This window comes from Actinocorallia aurea (genome assembly GCF_054783995.1).
Genome location: NZ_BAAGPQ010000021.1, coordinates 1 through 17603, shown reverse-complemented (window position 1 = coordinate 17603; position 17603 = coordinate 1). Strand labels below are relative to the sequence as shown.

The following is a 17603-nucleotide window of genomic DNA, read 5'->3' as shown; positions in this document are numbered from 1 at the left end:
CCCCTGGCACGCCGCCTCCGCCCCCCACCCCGCCGCCACGACCCGCCTCTTCCTCGCCCACCTCCTGACCGCCGGCTGGACGTCGGCGGAGAGGAATTCTCTGGCCCGTCCCGTTCGCAACGGTGTTCATTTGTGATCTATCTGAGATTGTCTTTCGATCTTGATGTTATATTCGTTGATATCGCCTCGCGGATTGCTGGTATTTATCACCCCGTAAAGGGTTTGTTTGGGGGTAATCTACTCGGTCGTCATATTCGGCAATGATTTTCGGTCCGGGATTTGTGGTGATTCTGGGCGTGTCGATGCTGGTGGGGGTCCTGTCGGTCGCCTGTGCCGGGAGGGTCCGGTGTTCATCGGTGGCCCGAGGTGGGCGGCGCGGGTGCTTGTCTTCGGCCGTGTGCCGTGGAGGGGATGCTCTTGTTCGCATTTCCGTCTGTGTAAAATCGTCGGGGGCGTCAGTGGAATGATCTTGGCGCGAGTAGGTCAGATCACGCATTTTCTGTTGGAACCGGCATAGAACGCCCATCGTCAGACATGCTGGGCCCCTAAAATCAAGGAGAGGCGAGTCGATGGCTCCCAGGTATGACCTCATCGTGGTGGGAGGCGGAGTCATAGGCTCCGCTGTCGCCGAGGCGCTGAGGCACGACCTGGGGCGGATCTGCCTGGTCGAGCGCAGCCCTGGCCGCGCCGACTCGGCCACCATCGCCGCCGCAGGAGGGATCAATCCGCACCTGGGCGACGGAGCGGATGAGGGCGTCGCACTCCTCGCCCAGCGCAGCCGGGACCTGTATCCCGAGTGGGTCGGGCGGATCGCGGCGGAGGCCCGCGTCTCCCTCGCCCCGCGAGAGGTGGGCCTGCTCCAGGTCGCCGTCGATGGCGACGAGTACCGGAGGCTGACCGAGACGGTTCTCCCGAAGCTGCTGGACCGCGGGGTCAAGGCCGTGGCCCTCGACGCCGCTGAGGCGCTTGACCGCGAACCCCTCCTCAGCCCCGGCATCGCAGGGGCTCTGGTGCAGCCTGACGACTTGGCGATCGACCCGCGGGCGCTCAACGAAGCGCTCGACACCGTGCTCGGATCCGACGTCGGGGTCGAGGTGCGCTTCGGCGAGGTCGCTTCGGTTTCGGCCAGGCCCGGCCACGCCGAGGTCGTCCTGAAGGACGGGACGCGGCTGACGGCTGAGAAAGTGGTGGTGGCGGCCGGCTACCAGAGCAGGGAACTGCTGCGTGGCCTGCTCGCCCCGAGCGTTCTCCAGCCGGTCAAGGGCGAGCTTCTCGATCTCTGTACGGCAGGCGTCCTCGAACTCAACGTCCTGTGTGACGCGGTGCTCAACGTGGGCGGAGAAGAGCACGTCGTCTACGCCTCGCCCTACGCGGACGGCCATGTGGCGGTGGGCGTCACCTTCGAGGAGGGCACAGCCGATACCAAGTGCACCGATTCGGCCCGCCACCAGATCCTCACCGACCTCAGGCGCGTGCTGCCCGCCCTGGCCGACCTCGGCGCCGGTACCCCGATCCAGCGGGCCGGGATCCGGCCCGCGACGTCCGACGGCCCGCCGCTGATCGGGCCCGTGGACGACACAGGCCGCCTGCTCGTCGCCTCGGGCCACCAGGGTCTGGGCATCACGCTCGCGCCACGTACCGCGGAGCTCCTGCGCGTCGTCGTCACCGGTGGAACCCTCACCGAGCAGGACGAGCGTGATCTGAAGTTCAGCGATCCTCGCCGGTTCCCGCGGCCTGCCTGAGCCTGCTGGAGGAGTGCGGCACGGCGCCCGGCCGGGCGAGCAGCTCCTCCACCTGCGCCCGTAGCGCCCTGCTCTCGGCGGTCGCGGCGGCCACCGACTGAATCTCGGCCAGTCGGAACCTGTCTCGGATCCGGCGTACCGCGTTGTCCCAGCGGCGGCTGAGGCCCCGCGCCCGGTCGAGCGCGGCGAACACCGGGAGCAGGTCCTCACTCACCCGGGTCTGCGGGATCCAGTGGTGGAGGAGGTGGATCAGCACAGGCCGCAGCCGCTGCTGGGCCCGCCCGCTCGCCTCCGACTCCAGGTCCGCCCGCGCGACGACGTCTTCGACGGTGCTGAGCAGCCAGTCGTGCAGGGCGAAGTCGAGGACGAGCCCCATCACGTCCGCGGCGTCGTGATCGCCGCCGATCAGCAGCAGGCGACTACGGTCGTCCGGGATGGTGAGCCGCACCGGTGTGCGCGCCCCCGGGCTGAAGGCCCATCGCCATGACACGACCGCCGCGCGGATCGGTGGCCTGCCATCAAGGATCGGTGCCGCCTGGATCGCCGCCATCGTGCGCGACGCCACCGCGCCCAGGTCGATGCCGGTGCGCCCGCGGTGGGCGAATCCCGCGGCGGCGTCCTCGGCGTTGAGCCGCTTGAGCGACTCGACCACCCCGGGCCTGGCGAGGTAGTAGGACCAGTTGTGGCGGAGGCCCTGAACGGCGGGCACCAGCGTGGTGCGCGCATGGGATTGCAGGACGCGGCCTCCGTTCAGCACGGCCCCCGACACGGCGGTTCCGACACCGCGGACCTCGCGGCGCCGGGCCGTGGGAAGCAGGCAGTCCAGGCCGGTGAGGCGCTCGGAGGACATGACGACGGGACGCGGATACCCCGCGTATCGTGCGCTCTTGCCGTGCGCCAGGGTGAGCAGGCTCATGGCTTCGGGCTCGGTGAGGGAACGCGAATGCCGGACGAATCCGGTCCTGACCTCGCCGAGGAAGACCATGCCCTCAGTCCCTGTCGGTGAAGATGTGCGCAATTCTCCGGACGGTCTCGGGCGGCAGCTCCACGCCGTCGGCGTGCGCCTGCTCCATGGCCTGCTTCGCGATGAGGTCGTCGATGGGCGTCTGCGCCAGGATGAGCCGCATGGCCTGCTCGACGTCGCAGAACCGCGTCTCCAGGATCGTCTGCGTTCGGTAGGCGGCGAAGGGCCTGGGCCGCCGGCGCTCGCCGCGCGCGGGCAGATGGATCACGGCGGGCAGCTCCGACCACGCCGAGGGGAGCGGATCGGTCCAGATGACGGGCTTCACCACGGCTTCTCCCTCATGGCGCAGAAGGCCGAGCCGCAGCAGCTGCCACACCGCCGAGAGGTGGGCGCAGGACCACCGGCGTTCTCCGTTGACCGTGTCCCACAGCTCCACGTCCATGCTGATGGAGTGGGAGCGGGCGCCGTTCTCCCGTGGCGGGGTCCAGGTGGAGGCGGGGGCCATCGCCTCGCTGATGCCCCGGTCGGAGATGCCGTGCTCACTGTTGGTGAGCCAGCCGCAGTACTGCGGCGGGGGCCTGGATCCGTCGCTGCCCTGCGCGGGGATGGGGACGATGCTGTCGAGGAGGAGCCGCGCGGGGGAGACCGGGCCGATCTCGGCGCACGCCGACTCCCGGGCCACGTAGTCGATGGACATCCCCTCCGCGGCTGCGGCGGCGAGCAGCTCGGGGATCAGGGCGGAGGGACCGCGCAACGTGCTGGAGTACTCGTCCACGAGGAAGCAAGTGCTGACCCGCAGGCCTTCGTACCGTGCCATCAGGAAGTCGTGCCACGGCCGTACGGAGGCGAAGTGGCGCTGCAGCACCTTGCTTCCCCCGGAGAAGTCCTCCATGTACAGGTGGCCGAGTTCGAGGGAGAGATGCGAGCGCGGAACCTGCTCGACGCGGGGGATCGCGGACTCGACCTCGACCTCGATCTCCGGGCCGCTCACACACGGCTCCAGGTCGCCTCGCTGTCGAGCGCGGCCGAAAGCTCCGTGAAGGCGGCGACGGTGCTCTCGTTGGCGATGCGCCGGTAGACGTCCTCGTCGGTGAGGATCTGCTCCCGCCACTGCAGGACCGGGTCCAGCGGAACGCGGGCGATGATCGACTGGCCGCCCAGGTCGAGGTAGACCGCGCGGTCGTTGAGTTCGTCGTTGACCTTGTGCAGCCAGTTCTCCTGCTCGGCGGACAGGCCGGACGTGGCGCTGCTCCCCGGCTCGATGACGGCCGTGCGCACGAAGCGGATCGACTCCAGGAGCTCCTCCCGGTCGTGCCCGACGCGCTCCCCGATGTGCAGCAGGCCGCGTTCGCCGAACGTGAGCCCGGCCGCCGACGCGACATGCTGGCGGGTCCACCGGTGGAAGACGAGCCAGCGCGCGCTGATCCCGTTCGGCACGGCGGGGGAGGTGACCCGCAGCAGGAGTTCCGCGGCATGCGAGCGCCCCGCGCTCAGATCCATGAAGACGGTCTCGAACTCGCTGAGGAGCCGCTGGAGGAGCAGGCCGCACCTGTCGACCACCTCGTCGGTGATGCTGAACTCTCCGCCGCCGAGGTCGCCGGGCAGCAGCACGAGCCGCCCGACACCGGACGGTCGCAGGTTCAGCGCCCGGGTAGCGCTCTCCGACCAGACATCGATCTGCTCCGCCTCCTCGACGTCGCCTTTCAGGTAGCTGTGCAGCCCGCCCTTCAGGGTGCCGTGGCTGATGCGTTCGATGGTGAAGATGGAACCGGCTGTGGGCGAGCCGAAGTCGAAGTCGAGGTAGCAGACGTTGTCTCCGCTCAAGGCCCGCCGGTAGGCGACATTGCAGGTGGTGACCGTGCGACCGGTTCCACCCTTGTCGGAGGTGGAGATGATCAGCACGTCAGAAATCCCCCTCATGCGCGTCGGCGCCCGCGATGTCGAGCCTTTCGAGGAGGCGCAGCACCTCCGAGGACATCGCCAGCGCGGTCGCCGGACGGTCGAAGATGATCTGCTGGGCGTGGTCGAGGTCGAGGCGTGCCTGGACGAGGCTCTTGTGCAGATTGCTGCTGCCCGTGCTCGTCAGGTCCAGGCCGATGTAGCTGAGCCGGGAGCGCGCCTCACTGAGGGAGTCGCGGGCGACCGTCTCCAGGGAGGGGCTCTGGGGTGATTTGCTCGCGGCCACGCGGGAGGCGAGAGTCAGGCACTCCACGACGCGCTCGGTGAAATACCAGGACGGGCGCTCGAAGGAGTCACTGATCTCTTCGTAGACCACGGCCGGGTCGTCCCAGAGGCCGGCCGCCGGACCGCCCTTGAGCCTGCGCTCGAAGAGGTGGTCCCAAAGGCGCTCGGAGAACCGGACCAGGCGGTCGCGCAGCGCGATGTTCTGGGTCAGCGCGGTGAGCCGTAGCGTGTTCTTCAGCAGCACGGCCGAGTAGTCCGACAGCTGCCACCGCAGCGACGGGCCGCCGCCGTCGAGCTCGGTGCTCCCGATGAGGTCGAGCCTGAGGCCGGGGTGGTGCATACCGACGATGGGGTCCTTGCGCACGGCCCTGCGGGTGATCCTGCCACGTTGCGCGAGTTCGTCCAGAGCGTTCGCCAGGCGCACGAGGTCGTCTTCGGCGACACGGCCGGTGTTGTTCTCCCGGTCCTGGATGGCCAGGGTGCTGACCATGAGCGAGAAGTACTCCGACTCGCGGTCGTCCGTGGTGCGCCAGGGGATGTCCTGCAGCGGCCAGTCCGTGCCGCCGCGCCCGCCGCCGAACGTGGCGATCGTGCTCCAGTAGCGCTGGGCGGCCTCAAGGCGCAGCCGGAGGGCTGCGGCGAGGCGCTGCTGCTCGTCGTCCAGGAGGCTGAGCTGGATGGTGCGGTCGGAGAAGAGGTCGGCGATGCCGTCCAAGGCGTTGACGGTGAAGTACAGGTAGGGTGCGGGCTCGGCGATGCCCTTGCGCTGCCGGAAGTCCTTCTCGATGCCCAGCACTTCGGGGGAGTCCCGTGCGACGCCCCAGGTCCAGCCCACCTCGAAGAGTCGGCTGCGGCTTTCCAGGGACTCCAGGGCTTCCTTGGCGAAGCCGATGCTGACCTCGCCGAGCGAGGCCCGGACCCGCTGGAGTTCACGGTGCAGGGAGCTGAGCACCTGGCGGGGCGGCTGGCGCTGCTGGTTGATGGTGCTGACGAGGATGCGGCCGGCGTCGGAGTCGGAGTCGAAGACGTTGACGACGAAGCTGCGAAGCAGGCCGACCATCGCCGCGGTCAGCCGGCGCCGCGCGATCTCCTCCAGGTAGTCCAGGCGCTTGCCCGTCGCCGGGCTGCGGGCCACCGAGCGGAAGTCACGGGTGAAGGTGAGCGTGCTGAGCATGAGCGTGACGGCCATCGAGAACGAGTCGACGATGTCGAGCTTGCGCTGCGAGGGGGTCGGGTCCTTGCCGGGCTCGTTGCTCCACAGATAGGTGCCGCCGGAGAACGACGGGCCGTCCTCGTTGGAGTAGAACTCGATGTGCTCGATGAGAAGCTCGACGATGGTGCGCGGCAACTCTATCTCGCGGCCGATGCCGCGGAGCGCGTCCTGGACGTCCTCCGGGGTGGCGCTGGGGTCGGCGAGGGACAGGAACTCCCGTGAGGCCGCCGGATAGAGAATGGTCAGGAGCTGCTCTGCGTCGCTGATGGAATTCCGCTCCATCCGACCGCCCCAGGCCCACGTGTCATCGGGCAGGGAGATCCGTGACACGGCGCGCCACACCTCGAGGAGCTGTTCCCGGGGTTCGACCCTCATGTGCTCATCCCTCCTCGTCTGGAGCTGTGGTTCCGCAGACGAGAATCATTCCTGTGTAACCGGGTCGGAGCGGGTCGCCCGTGCCGAGCCGAAGGAGTTCATGGATCTCTGACTTCGGTGTCAGTGCCTCGATGACATCATTATCACGGACGAAAACCGCGGGGAAGGCCTGGTTCTTGACCTGCCATCCCTTGGATCCTTCCATGAACGCGGCGGCGAACGGCGAGCCCGGTTTCAGCGCGCCGATGAATCGGGACACGGCCGCCCGGAACTCTTCCTTGTGGGCCGATATCGACTCGGCGACGAAGAACATCGTGCCGACGTCCCAGGAGTTCTCTTGCAACTCGAACACGGACTCCTTGCGGACCCGGCTGCATTCGCGCAGCGCATCCCACGGATCCGGCACCGAGGAGTACGTCGGATCCTTGATGAGGATGTCCCAGAACTGTGTCCAGGGACTCATGTCCACTGTGCCGCCCGTCACATACTCGGACGTTCGTTCCTGGAGCCAGCGCAGATTGGGCAGAGAAAAGTCGATCAAGGTCAGGTCTTCGCAGTAGGGCAGCATGGACAGGGCGGGGTAGAGGTTGCCGCCGGCTCCGACGTCCACCCCTCGCAGGCCGTTGCGCCCGCTCAGCGCGGTGCGGAAGAAGTCGCGAAGCTTCGCCACGAATACGGCGTCGTTCTCGTGGATCTTCTCGTAGTTCCTCAGGCAGTAGTCCTGTGGGTCCATTTGGTCCCACTCGAGATTCGCATTCAAACCTTTTTCCATCGGCCGGATGCGGCCATTTTCCACCGGTGAAGACATAAACAAGGTCCCCTTCTGACGGCTTCCAAGAAGCATTATAGGAATCGTTGGTACGAAGTTGCACCGACTGTGGGCAGTGATGTGGAGGGGCTGTGGAAGCCACCGAGGTCCGTGTGCTTGAAACGCATGGCGAGTTCCAGCAGGCCATCGCTGTTTTCGAGGAGATCTGGTCCTTCGAGCCGGGGAAGGCCCCGGTTTCGGATGAGGTTCTGCTGACTCATGCGCTCATCGGCAACTATGTCGCCGGAGCCTTCAGTGGCGGCCGGATGGTCGGGGCGTCGCTGGCCTTCCGATGCGCCAGCGATCATGGCGGTTTCTTCTCGTATATCACCGGAACACTGCCCGGAACCGGAGCGGGCACCGCGCTGAAGCGGCATCAGCGGGATTGGGCGATCGAGTCCGGTATCGAGCAGATCGTCTGGACCTTCGATCCGCTGATCCGCCGCAACGCCTATTTCAACCTGGTGAAACTCGGGGCGTACGCCGCGGACTACCGGCCGAACTACTACGGGCCGCTGGGGGACGCCATCAACGCCGGCGACGAATCCGACCGACTATGGACGGTATGGGATCTCTCCAGCCCGGCCGCATGCGCGGCGGCGCGGGACGAATTCATCGCGGTCTCTGTGCCACCTGGCACGGAGACCGCCTTGGTTTCGCGCGACGGTTGGCCTGAGCGCCGTGAGACTTCCACCGGAACGGTGCTCGTCGAGATTCCGGAGGACATCGAGCAGATCAGGAAGGTCAACCCCCAGCAGGCCGCGGCCTGGCGCAAGGAAGTGCGGGAGACGCTGGGCGCCCTCGTGGACGACTCGGCCGTGGTCCGGGGGTTCTATGGCCGTGCCGCCTACGTTGTGGAGAGGGGGAAATGATGGAGGGTGAGAACGAGCCCACATCCGAGGGGCCGCGCAGTCGGCTCGTGGACAGCGGAGTGGCGCGCCGCGTCCTGGTGTCCACGTTCCTGGGCGCGTTCGCCTACGCGATGGCCGTGATAGTCGATGATGCGAAGGGCACGAACACGTCGATCTCGGCGCTCGTCCTGTCGGTTCTGATCGGCGGGATCACCTTCCTCGTCCAGCTGTTGGTCGAGTTCGAGCGTCGGCTGGACAGCATGGAGGGGCACGGACAGCGGGCGCGGCGCGAGCTGTCGGCGGCTCTCGGGGAGGGCTTCGTCGCGCTGACAGGGCTGATCGAGGACAGGTTCGCCCGGTTCACCGAGGAGAGCCGACTGCTCAGCGACGTGCGCACCTCGGGCGTGGACGACGCGGTCATCACGGGGCTGCTCACCAACACCGTGCTGCTGAGCCGGTCAGCTCCCCGGCTGGTCAAGGCGATGGCCGAGGACGAGATCACCAGGGCGTCGCGGTTCATCCGGCAGGTCGTGAACGGAGAGGTCGCCTATCTGGACGGTGAGGACCAGGACTGGCTGCTCGGCCTGACCCGCAACATCTCCAGGTCGCTGGACGCCACGAGCACCAGCGTCGTCGACGGGGTGGGGCTGAGTTTCGACGGCGGCTTCTGGATGAGCGATCTCGGCCAGCGCTATCTGAAGGCGCAGGAGGACGCGGTGGAGCAGCGCGGGGTCCGGATCCGCAGGCTGTTCATCATGCGGGACTACGCCGAGTTCACCGGCCCGGACTTCCTTCCGATCGCCCAGGCGCAGACCAAGGCGGGGATCCAGATCCGGGCCATCCAGCACGACCAGGTGCCCGGACCGCTGCGCAGCTCTCTGATCGACTTCATCCTGTTCGACGGGGAGATCCGCTATGAGGCGATCCCGGACCCGTCGGCGCAGGGCAGCTTCCTGAAGACGCTGCTCACCACCGAGTTCGGACTCGTCCAGGAGCGCGCGCACAGGTTCGACAGGCTCTGGACCCTCGCCGGGCAGCAGGAACTGGAGCGGGAGGAGCGCGAGGGCGGGCCGGACGACGTTCTGGGCGAAGGGTAGGCGCGGGAGGGCCCGTCGTCAGGGTAGGGGGAGGACGGTGCGGAGGGTGGTGCCGTCGCCGGGGCGGGATCGGAGGGTGAGGCGGCCGCGGAGGAGTTCGGCGCGTTCGGTCATGCCGCGGAGGCCGTAGGAGTCGGCGGGGATGGTGCGGGGGTCGAAGCCGCGGCCGTCGTCGATGACGATGAGGCGTACGCGGTCGCGGTCGAACTCCAGGAGGAGGGAGGCCGAGAGGGCGGAGGCGTGGCGGAGGATGTTGGCGACGGCTTCTTGGGCGATCCGGTAGAGGGCGGTCTGGAGGTGGTCGGGGAGTGGTGCGTCGAGTTCGCCGGAGACGGTCACCGTGATGTCGAGGGAGGGGCGGCGGGCGCTCGCCTCCCGGGCGAGGGCGGCCAAGGCGGCGGACAGCCCTAGGTCGTCGAGGACGGGCGGGCGGAGGCCGGCGATGGCGGCGCGGGTCTCGGTGAAGGCCCGGCCGGTGAGTTCTCTCGCGGCCTCGATCTGCCGTCGTGCCTCGCGCACGGACGGGCCCCCGTGGGCAGGCAGGGCGCCCAGCGCGGCCGACAGGTGGAAGCCGACGCTGGCGAGGCGCTGGGCTATGCCGTCGTGGATCTCGCGGGCCAGCCTTGCGCGCTCGGCCTCCTGCGCCTCGATGGCGCGTTCGGCGAACTCCTCGGCGCTCACCGGAACAGGCCCTCCCGCAGTGCGACCGCGATCGCGGCGGCCCGGTCGGTGACGGCGAGCTTGCGGTACAAGGTGCGCAGATGGCTCTTCACGGTCTCCTCGGACAGGTGGAGCCGACCGGCGATGGCCCGGTTCGACAGCCCTCCGACGAGCAGGGAGAGCACCTCGCTTTCGCGCTGCGTGAGGCCGCGGTGGGCGCCCGGCCAGAACTCGCCCCGGTTCAGCCGCGCGACGCTCGCGGCCATCCGCCCGGCGAGCGTCGGGTCGACGACGGTCTCGCCTCCGGCGACCTCCTCCAGCCGCCGCACCAGCTCCACCCCGTCCACCCGTTTCAGGAGGTATCCGGCGGCGCCCGCGCGCAAGGCCTCGAAGACGTACTGCTCGTCGTCGTACACCGAGAGGAAGACGACGCGGGAGGCGGGCGCGGCGGCCGACAGCGACCGGCACAGGTCAAGGCCGCTGTGCGCGCCGAGCCGCACGTCGAGCAGGACGACGTCGGGGCGCAGCGTGGTGACCAGGCGGGTGGCCGCGGCGGGTTCGGCGGCCTGGCCGATCACCCGCACGCGGCCGCTGAACCCGGACAGCATCGCCTGGAGTCCGGCGAGGATCATCGCATGGTCGTCGACGAGCACGACACGTACTGGGGCGGCCATCCACGCAACATAACAAGCTCCGTTACCCGCCAGTAGTGAGCGGGGGTGAACCCTTCACCCCCCGGTTCCCTCGCCGGGGTGAGGGCCGCTTCGCACGACCGCCCTACCTTCGCGGTGAGGCCGGACGTCGAGGAGGATGAAGTGCCCCACCGCATCGTGCACATGCTGCGCGCCCGCGGCGCAGGACGCCGCCCGGTGATGCTCGCGATCGCAGGCGACAGCGCCGCCGGGAAGACCACCCTGACCAGGGGACTCGTCGAATGCCTCGGCGAGGACCGGATGACCGCGGTCTGCGTCGACGACTACCACCGCTACGACCGGGAGGAGCGCAGGAACAAGCCGTTCACCGCGCTGCACCCCGACTGCAACCACATCGAGGTGATGGAGCAGCACCTCCAGCTCCTCGCGATGGGGGAGCCGATCCTCAAGCCCGTCTACGACCACGGCACCGGAAGGCTGGTGCGGCCGGAACTGGTCGAGCCGAAGGACTTCGTCATCGTCGAGGGGCTGCTGCCGCTCTACAGCAAGATGGCGCGCGCCTGCTTCGACATCACCGTCTACCTCGACCCGCCCGAAGAGCAGCGGTTCGCCTGGAAGGTCCAGCGCGACACCACCAAGCGCGGCTACACCCCCGAGCAGGTCGCCGAGGAGATGCGCAGGCGGGCGGGGGAGAGTGCGGCGTTCATCCGGCCGCAGCGCCGCAACGCCGACATCGTGGTGCGTTTCGGGCCCATCGCCGGGCGGGCGGAGCCGCCGGGCGCGCCGCTGTCGGCGGAGCTCCTGCTGCGGCCGACGATTGACCATCCGCCGCTCACCGACGTCGTCGCCGACGCCGCCGCGCTGCACCTCAAGCTGCTGCGCGACACCGACGGACGGCCGGTGGACTCCCTGCACGTGCACGGCGGCGTCGCCCCGGCCGAGGCCGAGATCGTCAAGAAGGCGATCTGGGAGCGGCTGGACGTCGCGGCCCCCTGCCCCGGCGGCCTGGGCGCGCTCGCCGACGGTGCGGTGAGCGACCCCGTGGCGATCACCCAGCTCCTGCTGCTCTACCACCTGATCAACGCCGACCGCCTCCGCCCGCCGCCCTGAGCGCGCCCGGTTCCGGGCGCCCCCGGAACCGGGTTTTCCCCAGGCGGGATGAAAAGCTCCCTGCACTATGTTGGTGTTGGACAGCCCGACATCGACGACTTTTCTGGGAGGTGGGTCCGCTGCGCCCCGAGGATCTGTACCGGCTGGAAGCGGAGCCGCCCACGCTCGACGGTCCGGTGCTCGTGCACAGCCTCGACGGTTTCATGGACGCCGGTTCGGCCGGCAGGCTGGTGCGCGACCACATCCTGGAGACGCTCGAGCACAGGGTGCTCGCCACGTTCGACCTGGACGAGCTGATCGACTACCGGGCCCGCCGCCCCATGGTGACCTTCGACGGCGACCACTACACCGGATACGAGAAGCCGACCCTGCGGCTCCATCTCGTCGAGGACTCCGTCGGCCAGGAGTTCCTGCTGCTCGCCGGTCCCGAGCCGGACCGCGGCTGGGACACCTTCGTGTCCGCGGTCACGTCGCTGGTCGAGCGGTTCGGGGTGCGGCTCTCGGTGACCGTGCACGGCATCCCGATGGGCGTGCCGCACACCAGGCCGATCGGGCTCACCGCCCACGCGACCCGGCCCGAGCTGCTGACCTGGCCCAAGTCCCCCTTCGGCAAGGTCGAGGTGCCCGCGAGCGCCGCGGCCCTGCTGGAGCTGCGCCTCGGCGAGGCAGGGCACGACGCGATGGGCTTCGCCGTCCACGTGCCGCACTACCTGGCCCAGTCGTCGTACCCGGGCGCCGCGGTGACGGCCCTGGAGACGGTGATCAACGCGACGGGCCTGGCGATCCCGGGCGACGCGCTGCGCGAGGCCGCGGCCGAGACCGACCGGGAGATCGCCTCCCAGGTGGAGGGCTCGGAAGAGGTCAAGAAGGTCGTCCAGGCGCTGGAGCAGCAGTACGACGCGTTCGCCGGCTCGATGGACCGCGAGTCGCTGCTCGCGGAAGAGACCCCGATGCCCACGGCCGACGAGCTGGCCGCCCAGTTCGAGCGCTTCCTCGCCGAGCAGGAGGGCGACTCCTGAGGGGTCGGTCTCCGCGGGCGTGAAGAAGGCCGGGTCCCTTTGCGGGCCCGGCCTTTCGCGTGCGTCAGTCCTTTTCGCAGCGCCTGCGGTGGTTGATGAGGAGGATCACGAGCAGGGCGACGATGACGGCGATCATGTTCCTCTGACGGATTTGCCCCGGTTCCGGTTCCGCGCGCGTCCTGTCGGTGTTCCGGTAGGTGTCCGGTCAGTCGGAGGAACCGCTGGAGCCGGAGTCCGACGAACTCGAGCTGCTGGAGTCGGAGCCGGACGAGCTGGAGGAGTCCGACGAGCTGTGGCTCCCGTGGTCGGAGTACGACGAGTGCGACGAGGAGCCGTGGTCGTGGTGGCTCCAAGAGCCGTGGTCGTGGTGCCCGTGTCCGCTGTGGTGGCCGTGGTGGCCGTAGGAGCCGTGGCCGTAAGAGTCGTGGCCGTAGGGGGCCTGGCCGTTCGAGCCGTAGGACGGCCCGGCGTCGGCGAAGAAGGCGTCGAAGGGGGAGCCGCCGGAGGAGAACGGGCCCGGGGGGCGTCCCTTCCCGTGTCCGCCCGCGCCCTGGAAGGACGAGGCGACCATGTTGTAGGCGGTCCGCCGCGACTTGCGGATCACGTGCGCCACCACCAGGGCCACGACGATCAGCTCCAGAGGGATGAGCGACGCTATAACGATGACGACGGTTTCCACCGAATGCCTCTTTCCTGGGGGGTCATACGTGTGATCAGACGTACGACCCGAGGCTGTGGTTCGGAAACCCGGGAGAACATCGGGAGGCGCAGGGTGGGGCTGGCCGGACTCGAACCGACGACCTACGAGGTGTAAGCTCGCCGCGCTACCAACTGCGCCACAGCCCCTTGACGCAAGAGACAATACCGTCTTCGGCGGCCTTCCCGTACTCGCCGCCCCCTCCCCGGACGCGTACCGTGGAGGGGTGGAGATGGTCTCGTGGCGTCCGGGGCCCGTTCTGCGGCCCCTTCTGGGCCCGGTGCACGGCTACCGCCAGGCGGGCGGGGCGCCCGGAATCCACCGCGGCGTGGCCTCCCCGTGGCTCACCATGATCCTCACCTGGGACGAGCCACTCGTTCTCGCCCGCGGCGGCGGTCCCGTGGCCTACCCCGATCTCGTCGGCGGCCTCCACCTCGATCCGGAGACGATCGTCCACGAGGGGCGCCAGGAGGGCGTCCAGGTGTCCCTCAGCCCGCTCGGCGCCCGGGCGCTCCTGAACGTGCCCGCCGGGGAGCTGGCCTTCGCCAACGTCGAGGGCTCGGCCGTGCTGCCCGGCGTGGACGTCCTGCGGGAGCGGCTGGGCGAGGCGGCGGGGTGGCCCGCCCGGTTCGCCCTCATCGAGGAGTACCTGCTGGAGCGGCTCGACCCGCGCGGGGCCGCCGGAGTGCGGCCCGAGATCGCGTTCGGGTGGCGGCGGCTGCTGCGGACCCGAGGGGCCGTCGGCGTCGCCGAACTCGCCGCCGAGACCGGATGGAGCGAGCGCCAACTCCGGCGCCGGTTCACCGAACAGGTGGGCATGCCGCCCAGCGCGCTGAGGAGGATCGTCCGTTTCGACGCGGCGCGAACCGCGCTGCGGGCGCGGGCGGTCCGCGGCGGCCCGCTCGACCTCGCCGGCCTCGCCCAGACGGCCGGCTACACCGACCAGGCCCACCTCAGCAGGGAGTTCCGCGCCTTCACCGGACTGCCCCCGCTGCGCTACGCCGCCGCGGAGTTCACCGGGACCGAGCCGTTCGGGGAGGCCTGAGGCGGGGCAGGCCGAACACACGGGGGCAGGCAGAACATACCGGGCACCGGAGAGGGCCGATCCGTACAAGACCCGTGAAGCGAGCCGGAGGGACGCTGAGGCCATGAATGAGACGACCACATCCGGGACGGCGCCCGCGCCGCAGGTCTGGCCCAGCCTCAGGGCCGACGACGCGCGCGGGCTCATCACCTTCCTCGTCGAGGCGTTCGGCTTCGAGGAGGTCGTCAGCTACGGAGAGGGGGACGCCGTGCACCACGCCGAACTCGCGTGGCCGCCCGGCGGAGGCCTCATGCTCGGCTCGGCCGGGCGCGGCCCCGACGACCCGTTCGCGCTCCGGCCGGGGACGTTCGGCGCCTACGTCGTCACCGACGAGCCCGACGCGCTGTTCGAGCGGGCCGTGAAGGCCGGCGCGACGGTCGTGTCGGGCCTCCAGGACACCGACTACGGGTCGCGCGACTTCTCCGTCCGCGATCCCGAGGGCAACCTCTGGAGCTTCGGCACGTACCGGGGGCATCCGCGCGCCTCGTGAGCCCGTCCTGATCCGGACGTCCGGCCCGTCCGCCCAGGACGGGCCGGGCGATAACGACGGATCGGTTGGAAGCGATGTACCGGTATGAGCGTGACGAACATGGCGCAGGTCGCCGTGACGGCCGAGGCCGTGAAGGCAGCGCCGGAGGGCGCCGAGGTCTCCTCCGCCTACAACAAGGACACCGCGCTCAACCGGGTCGCGGCGTTCATCCCCTCCGAGGCGGTCGCCGTCTACCTGGCGCTGTGGGCGTTCATCGACCCGGACGAACCCTTGGCGAAATGGACCGTCTTCGGCGTCGGGCTCGCGCTCGTCCTCGCCTTCTACTTCCTTGCCTACCTCCAGCGCCGCCGCGCCGTCGCGGGCGTCGACGGGCCTCCGGCGCGCAGCGTGGGCGTCACCCTGGTCCTGCTGCTGTTCGCGGTGGTCGCCTTCACCGCGTGGGCCGCGGCCATGCCGGGCAACCCGTTCACCCAGTTCACCGACCAGGCGGTCAAGATCGGCGGCGGCGCGATCATCGTCCTCGGCGTGCTCATGCCGAAGGTCGCCGACGTTCTGGGCCTGCCCGCCGCATGATCGACATCACACCGGAAGGGCCGCCGTGGAAGGGCACCCGCAAGCGTCGGCTCGACAACGAAGTGAACAAAGGCCGGGAAGTCAACTCCTGAGGGCCTTGGGGAGGGATATTCTCCTGCAAGGTCATCTCAAGAGTGAGAGTGGAGCCCCCAGATGAGCACCGCCATCAAGGCCAAAGCCATAACTCGATGGGCTGCGGTGGGCCTGATGGCCGCCGCGGTCCTCACCGCGACCGGTGGTGGTTTCGCCCAGTCGTATTCCGGTCTGTACCAGTGGGCCATCGAGCACGGGCTGACCGGCTGGAAGGCCGCGTCGTTCCCGCTGCTGGTCGACCTCTTCATCATCGTCGGCGAGCTGGGACTGTTCCTGCTCGCGCTCGACGCCTACGCCATCCGCAAGACCCTCCTGTCCTGGCTCGACTTCATGCTGCCGCTGTTCATCGCGCTCGCCGGGTGGACCGCCTCGCTGGTCTTCAACGTCGGCCACGTGCTGAACAAGGACTTCTCCTACCAGGCGACGGCGGCGGTACCGCCGATCGTGTCGATGCTCGGCCTGTTCGTCCTGCTGCGCACCCTGCACCGCTACGTCGTGGTCGACCTCCAGCACGCCGAGGACGACTCCATGAAGGAGCTGGAGGGGGCCGCGGAGCCTCGCCAGATCACCGCCAGCGCGGTGCGCGTCGCCCAGCTGGAGGCTCCGGCCGAGCAGCTGTCCGACCCGCTCGTCGACGCCGCGGCGCAGGCGCCCGAGGCCGAGCCGGCCGCGGCCGCCGCTGCCACCGCTGACAAGTCGCAGTCGCCGAAGCACGCCAAGGCCGAGTCCCCCCTGCAGGCGGCCGCCGAGTCGCCCGCCGAGCAGACCTTCGTGGACCTGCTGGAGCCGGTGGCCGACCTCAAGGCCCAGCCGGACCCCGGCACCATGCGCACGATCGTCACCGAGGCGCTGAACAAGCACAACGGCGACGTGACCAAGACCTGCGCCGACCTCGCCGCCGACGGCTACGCCATCGACGAGACCGAGGTGCTCAAGATCCGCGAGAACCACTGGTTCCCCTACTTCGCCTACCGCCTCGTGGCCAAGCACGGCCCCGACGGCAAGCTCGTCGCCCAGGAGCTCACCGACCTCGGCGTCGAGTTCGACCGGGTCGCCCTGCGCGACCTCGTCCGCAACTGGCGAGCCTGACCCTCATCCCCAGGGGCGAAAGCCGGATGTTCTTCCCAGAACATCCGGCTTTCGCCCTTCCACCCCCACCCGTCCTGTGCCGCACCCGCTCCGTGCCGCACCGTTCTGTGTCGCACGCACCCGCGCCAATTCCACCCTCACCCCCACCCGTGCCCGTGCCCGTGCCGCACCTGCGCCCGTGCCGCCCGCACCCGCGCCCGTGCCGTGCGCACCTGGCACCATGCCGAGGCACGGTGCTGCGGGGGCGGGGTCCGGGCGGCTGACGGGTGTGATGGTCGGGGGCGGGCCGGTCGGGGACCGGAGTGGCGGCTCGGAGGCGAGGCGGGTGTCAGTGGGCTGGTGGCTGCGGGGGGTCGTTGAGTATCTCGATGTAGAGGATGTGGTCGTCCACGACGTCGAGGATGAGATCGCCGCTGGTCGGGGTGAGCGTCACGTTGCGGTGGCCCGGGCCGTAGGGGCCCGGTGGGCGGGGAGCCGTGCGGAGGCTCTGGCAGAAGTCGTCGCCGCAGCCGCAGTGGCCGTACAGGCGAAGTCCGCCCGTCTGGAGCGCGAGCGCGTGCTCGCCCTCGGCCTCGAGCAGGGCGGTGAGTTCGGCGACGAGATCCGGATGGACCTCGCGCAGCAGCGGATGTTCCTCGTCCATGCCGCCGACGGTAACCGGGCGGCGATCCCTCGCACATCCCTCACGTGAGGGATGCGTGCGACCCGTTCCGAGCGTGATGGTGACCGGGGTGCGTGCGACCCGTTCCGAGCGTGATGGTGACCGGGGTGCGTGCGACCCGTTCCGAGTGTGACGGTGACCGGGTGCGGATGACCTGCTCCGAGCGTGACGATGACGGGCCGGTGGTCGGGGGGAGAAGTGGGCCCGGTGGTCGGGGGGAGAAGTGGGCCCGGTGGTCGG

Annotated in this window: 18 protein-coding genes and 1 tRNA gene; 9 read left to right on the top strand and 10 right to left on the bottom strand. The window is 69.5% G+C overall.

What is annotated here, in order from left to right:
• Positions 1-569 precede the first annotated feature (569 nt).
• Positions 570-1742 (top strand): NAD(P)/FAD-dependent oxidoreductase, encoded by a 1173-nt coding sequence (locus ACYVOM_RS25115; RefSeq protein ID WP_460305949.1) that lies wholly within the window; start codon positions 570-572, stop codon positions 1740-1742.
• Here ACYVOM_RS25115 and ACYVOM_RS25110 read toward each other — a convergent pair.
• Genes ACYVOM_RS25110 through ACYVOM_RS25090 form a run of 5 tightly spaced genes read right to left on the bottom strand, consistent with a single transcriptional unit; the run spans position 1708 to position 7286 of the window.
• Entirely contained in the window at positions 1708-2727 is a 1020-nt protein-coding gene (locus ACYVOM_RS25110; RefSeq protein WP_460305948.1) for an SCO2521 family protein, read from the bottom strand. The two genes, ACYVOM_RS25115 and ACYVOM_RS25110, sit on opposite strands and share 35 nt — an antisense overlap.
• Positions 2728-2731: 4 nt before the next feature.
• Entirely contained in the window at positions 2732-3697 is a 966-nt protein-coding gene (locus tag ACYVOM_RS25105) for an SCO2522 family protein (protein ID WP_460305947.1), read from the bottom strand.
• Positions 3694-4608: an SCO2523 family variant P-loop protein gene (locus ACYVOM_RS25100; RefSeq protein ID WP_460305946.1), complete on the bottom strand. Its 915-nt coding sequence runs from the start codon at positions 4606-4608 to the stop codon at positions 3694-3696. The genes ACYVOM_RS25105 and ACYVOM_RS25100 overlap by 4 nt, the downstream gene beginning before the upstream one ends.
• 1 nt (position 4609) lies before the next feature.
• On the bottom strand, positions 4610-6478 hold the full coding sequence (locus ACYVOM_RS25095) for an SCO2524 family protein (RefSeq protein WP_460305945.1): 1869 nt from the start codon (positions 6476-6478) through the stop codon (positions 4610-4612).
• A gap of 4 nt (positions 6479-6482) precedes the next feature.
• Positions 6483-7286, bottom strand: coding sequence for an SCO2525 family SAM-dependent methyltransferase (locus ACYVOM_RS25090; protein ID WP_460305944.1), 804 nt, complete (start codon positions 7284-7286; stop codon positions 6483-6485).
• A 92-nt stretch (positions 7287-7378) separates the two neighbouring features.
• Here ACYVOM_RS25090 and ACYVOM_RS25085 point away from each other — a divergent pair, with 92 nt between their 5' ends.
• Entirely contained in the window at positions 7379-8158 is a 780-nt protein-coding gene (locus ACYVOM_RS25085) for a GNAT family N-acetyltransferase (protein WP_460305943.1), read from the top strand.
• Positions 8155-9234: a hypothetical protein gene (locus ACYVOM_RS25080; RefSeq protein WP_460305942.1), complete on the top strand. Its 1080-nt coding sequence runs from the start codon at positions 8155-8157 to the stop codon at positions 9232-9234. Before ACYVOM_RS25085 ends, ACYVOM_RS25080 begins: the two co-directional genes overlap by 4 nt.
• A gap of 18 nt (positions 9235-9252) precedes the next feature.
• Here ACYVOM_RS25080 and ACYVOM_RS25075 read toward each other — a convergent pair whose 3' ends face one another.
• Together ACYVOM_RS25075 and ACYVOM_RS25070 are read right to left on the bottom strand one after the other, a co-directional pair.
• Entirely contained in the window at positions 9253-9915 is a 663-nt protein-coding gene (locus tag ACYVOM_RS25075) for a sensor histidine kinase (protein WP_460305941.1), read from the bottom strand.
• Complete coding sequence (locus ACYVOM_RS25070) at positions 9912-10568, bottom strand: response regulator (protein WP_460305940.1); 657 nt, start codon at positions 10566-10568, stop codon at positions 9912-9914. The genes ACYVOM_RS25075 and ACYVOM_RS25070 overlap by 4 nt, the downstream gene beginning before the upstream one ends.
• 141 nt (positions 10569-10709) lie before the next feature.
• Between ACYVOM_RS25070 and ACYVOM_RS25065 the strand changes: the two genes are divergently transcribed.
• Complete coding sequence (locus ACYVOM_RS25065) at positions 10710-11657, top strand: phosphoribulokinase (RefSeq protein WP_460305939.1); 948 nt, start codon at positions 10710-10712, stop codon at positions 11655-11657.
• A gap of 110 nt (positions 11658-11767) precedes the next feature.
• A complete protein-coding gene (locus ACYVOM_RS25060) occupies positions 11768-12676 on the top strand; it encodes a proteasome assembly chaperone family protein (protein WP_460305938.1) in 909 nt (302 codons plus the stop codon).
• Positions 12677-12881: 205 nt separating this feature from the next.
• On the opposite strand, the gene ACYVOM_RS25055 is transcribed toward ACYVOM_RS25060, so the two are convergent.
• Together ACYVOM_RS25055 and ACYVOM_RS25050 are read right to left on the bottom strand one after the other, a co-directional pair.
• Positions 12882-13355: a hypothetical protein gene (locus ACYVOM_RS25055; RefSeq protein WP_460305937.1), complete on the bottom strand. Its 474-nt coding sequence runs from the start codon at positions 13353-13355 to the stop codon at positions 12882-12884.
• Positions 13356-13449: 94 nt separating this feature from the next.
• Positions 13450-13522, bottom strand: a tRNA-Val gene (locus ACYVOM_RS25050).
• Positions 13523-13605: 83 nt separating this feature from the next.
• On the opposite strand from ACYVOM_RS25050, the gene ACYVOM_RS25045 reads away from it, so the two are divergent.
• The 4 genes from ACYVOM_RS25045 to ACYVOM_RS25030 all read left to right on the top strand — a co-directional run bounded on the left by ACYVOM_RS25045 (position 13606) and on the right by ACYVOM_RS25030 (position 16702).
• Complete coding sequence (locus tag ACYVOM_RS25045) at positions 13606-14418, top strand: helix-turn-helix domain-containing protein (protein ID WP_460306044.1); 813 nt, start codon at positions 13606-13608, stop codon at positions 14416-14418.
• A gap of 103 nt (positions 14419-14521) precedes the next feature.
• Complete coding sequence (locus ACYVOM_RS25040; RefSeq protein WP_460305936.1) at positions 14522-14947, top strand: VOC family protein; 426 nt, start codon at positions 14522-14524, stop codon at positions 14945-14947.
• 84 nt (positions 14948-15031) lie between these two features.
• On the top strand, positions 15032-15520 hold the full coding sequence (locus ACYVOM_RS25035) for a hypothetical protein (RefSeq protein ID WP_460305935.1): 489 nt from the start codon (positions 15032-15034) through the stop codon (positions 15518-15520).
• Positions 15521-15673: 153 nt separating this feature from the next.
• A complete protein-coding gene (locus ACYVOM_RS25030; protein WP_460305934.1) occupies positions 15674-16702 on the top strand; it encodes a DUF2637 domain-containing protein in 1029 nt (342 codons plus the stop codon).
• A 328-nt stretch (positions 16703-17030) separates the two neighbouring features.
• Here ACYVOM_RS25030 and ACYVOM_RS25025 read toward each other — a convergent pair whose 3' ends face one another.
• On the bottom strand, positions 17031-17345 hold the full coding sequence (locus tag ACYVOM_RS25025) for a hypothetical protein (protein ID WP_460305933.1): 315 nt from the start codon (positions 17343-17345) through the stop codon (positions 17031-17033).
• Positions 17346-17603: the final 258 nt, after the last annotated feature.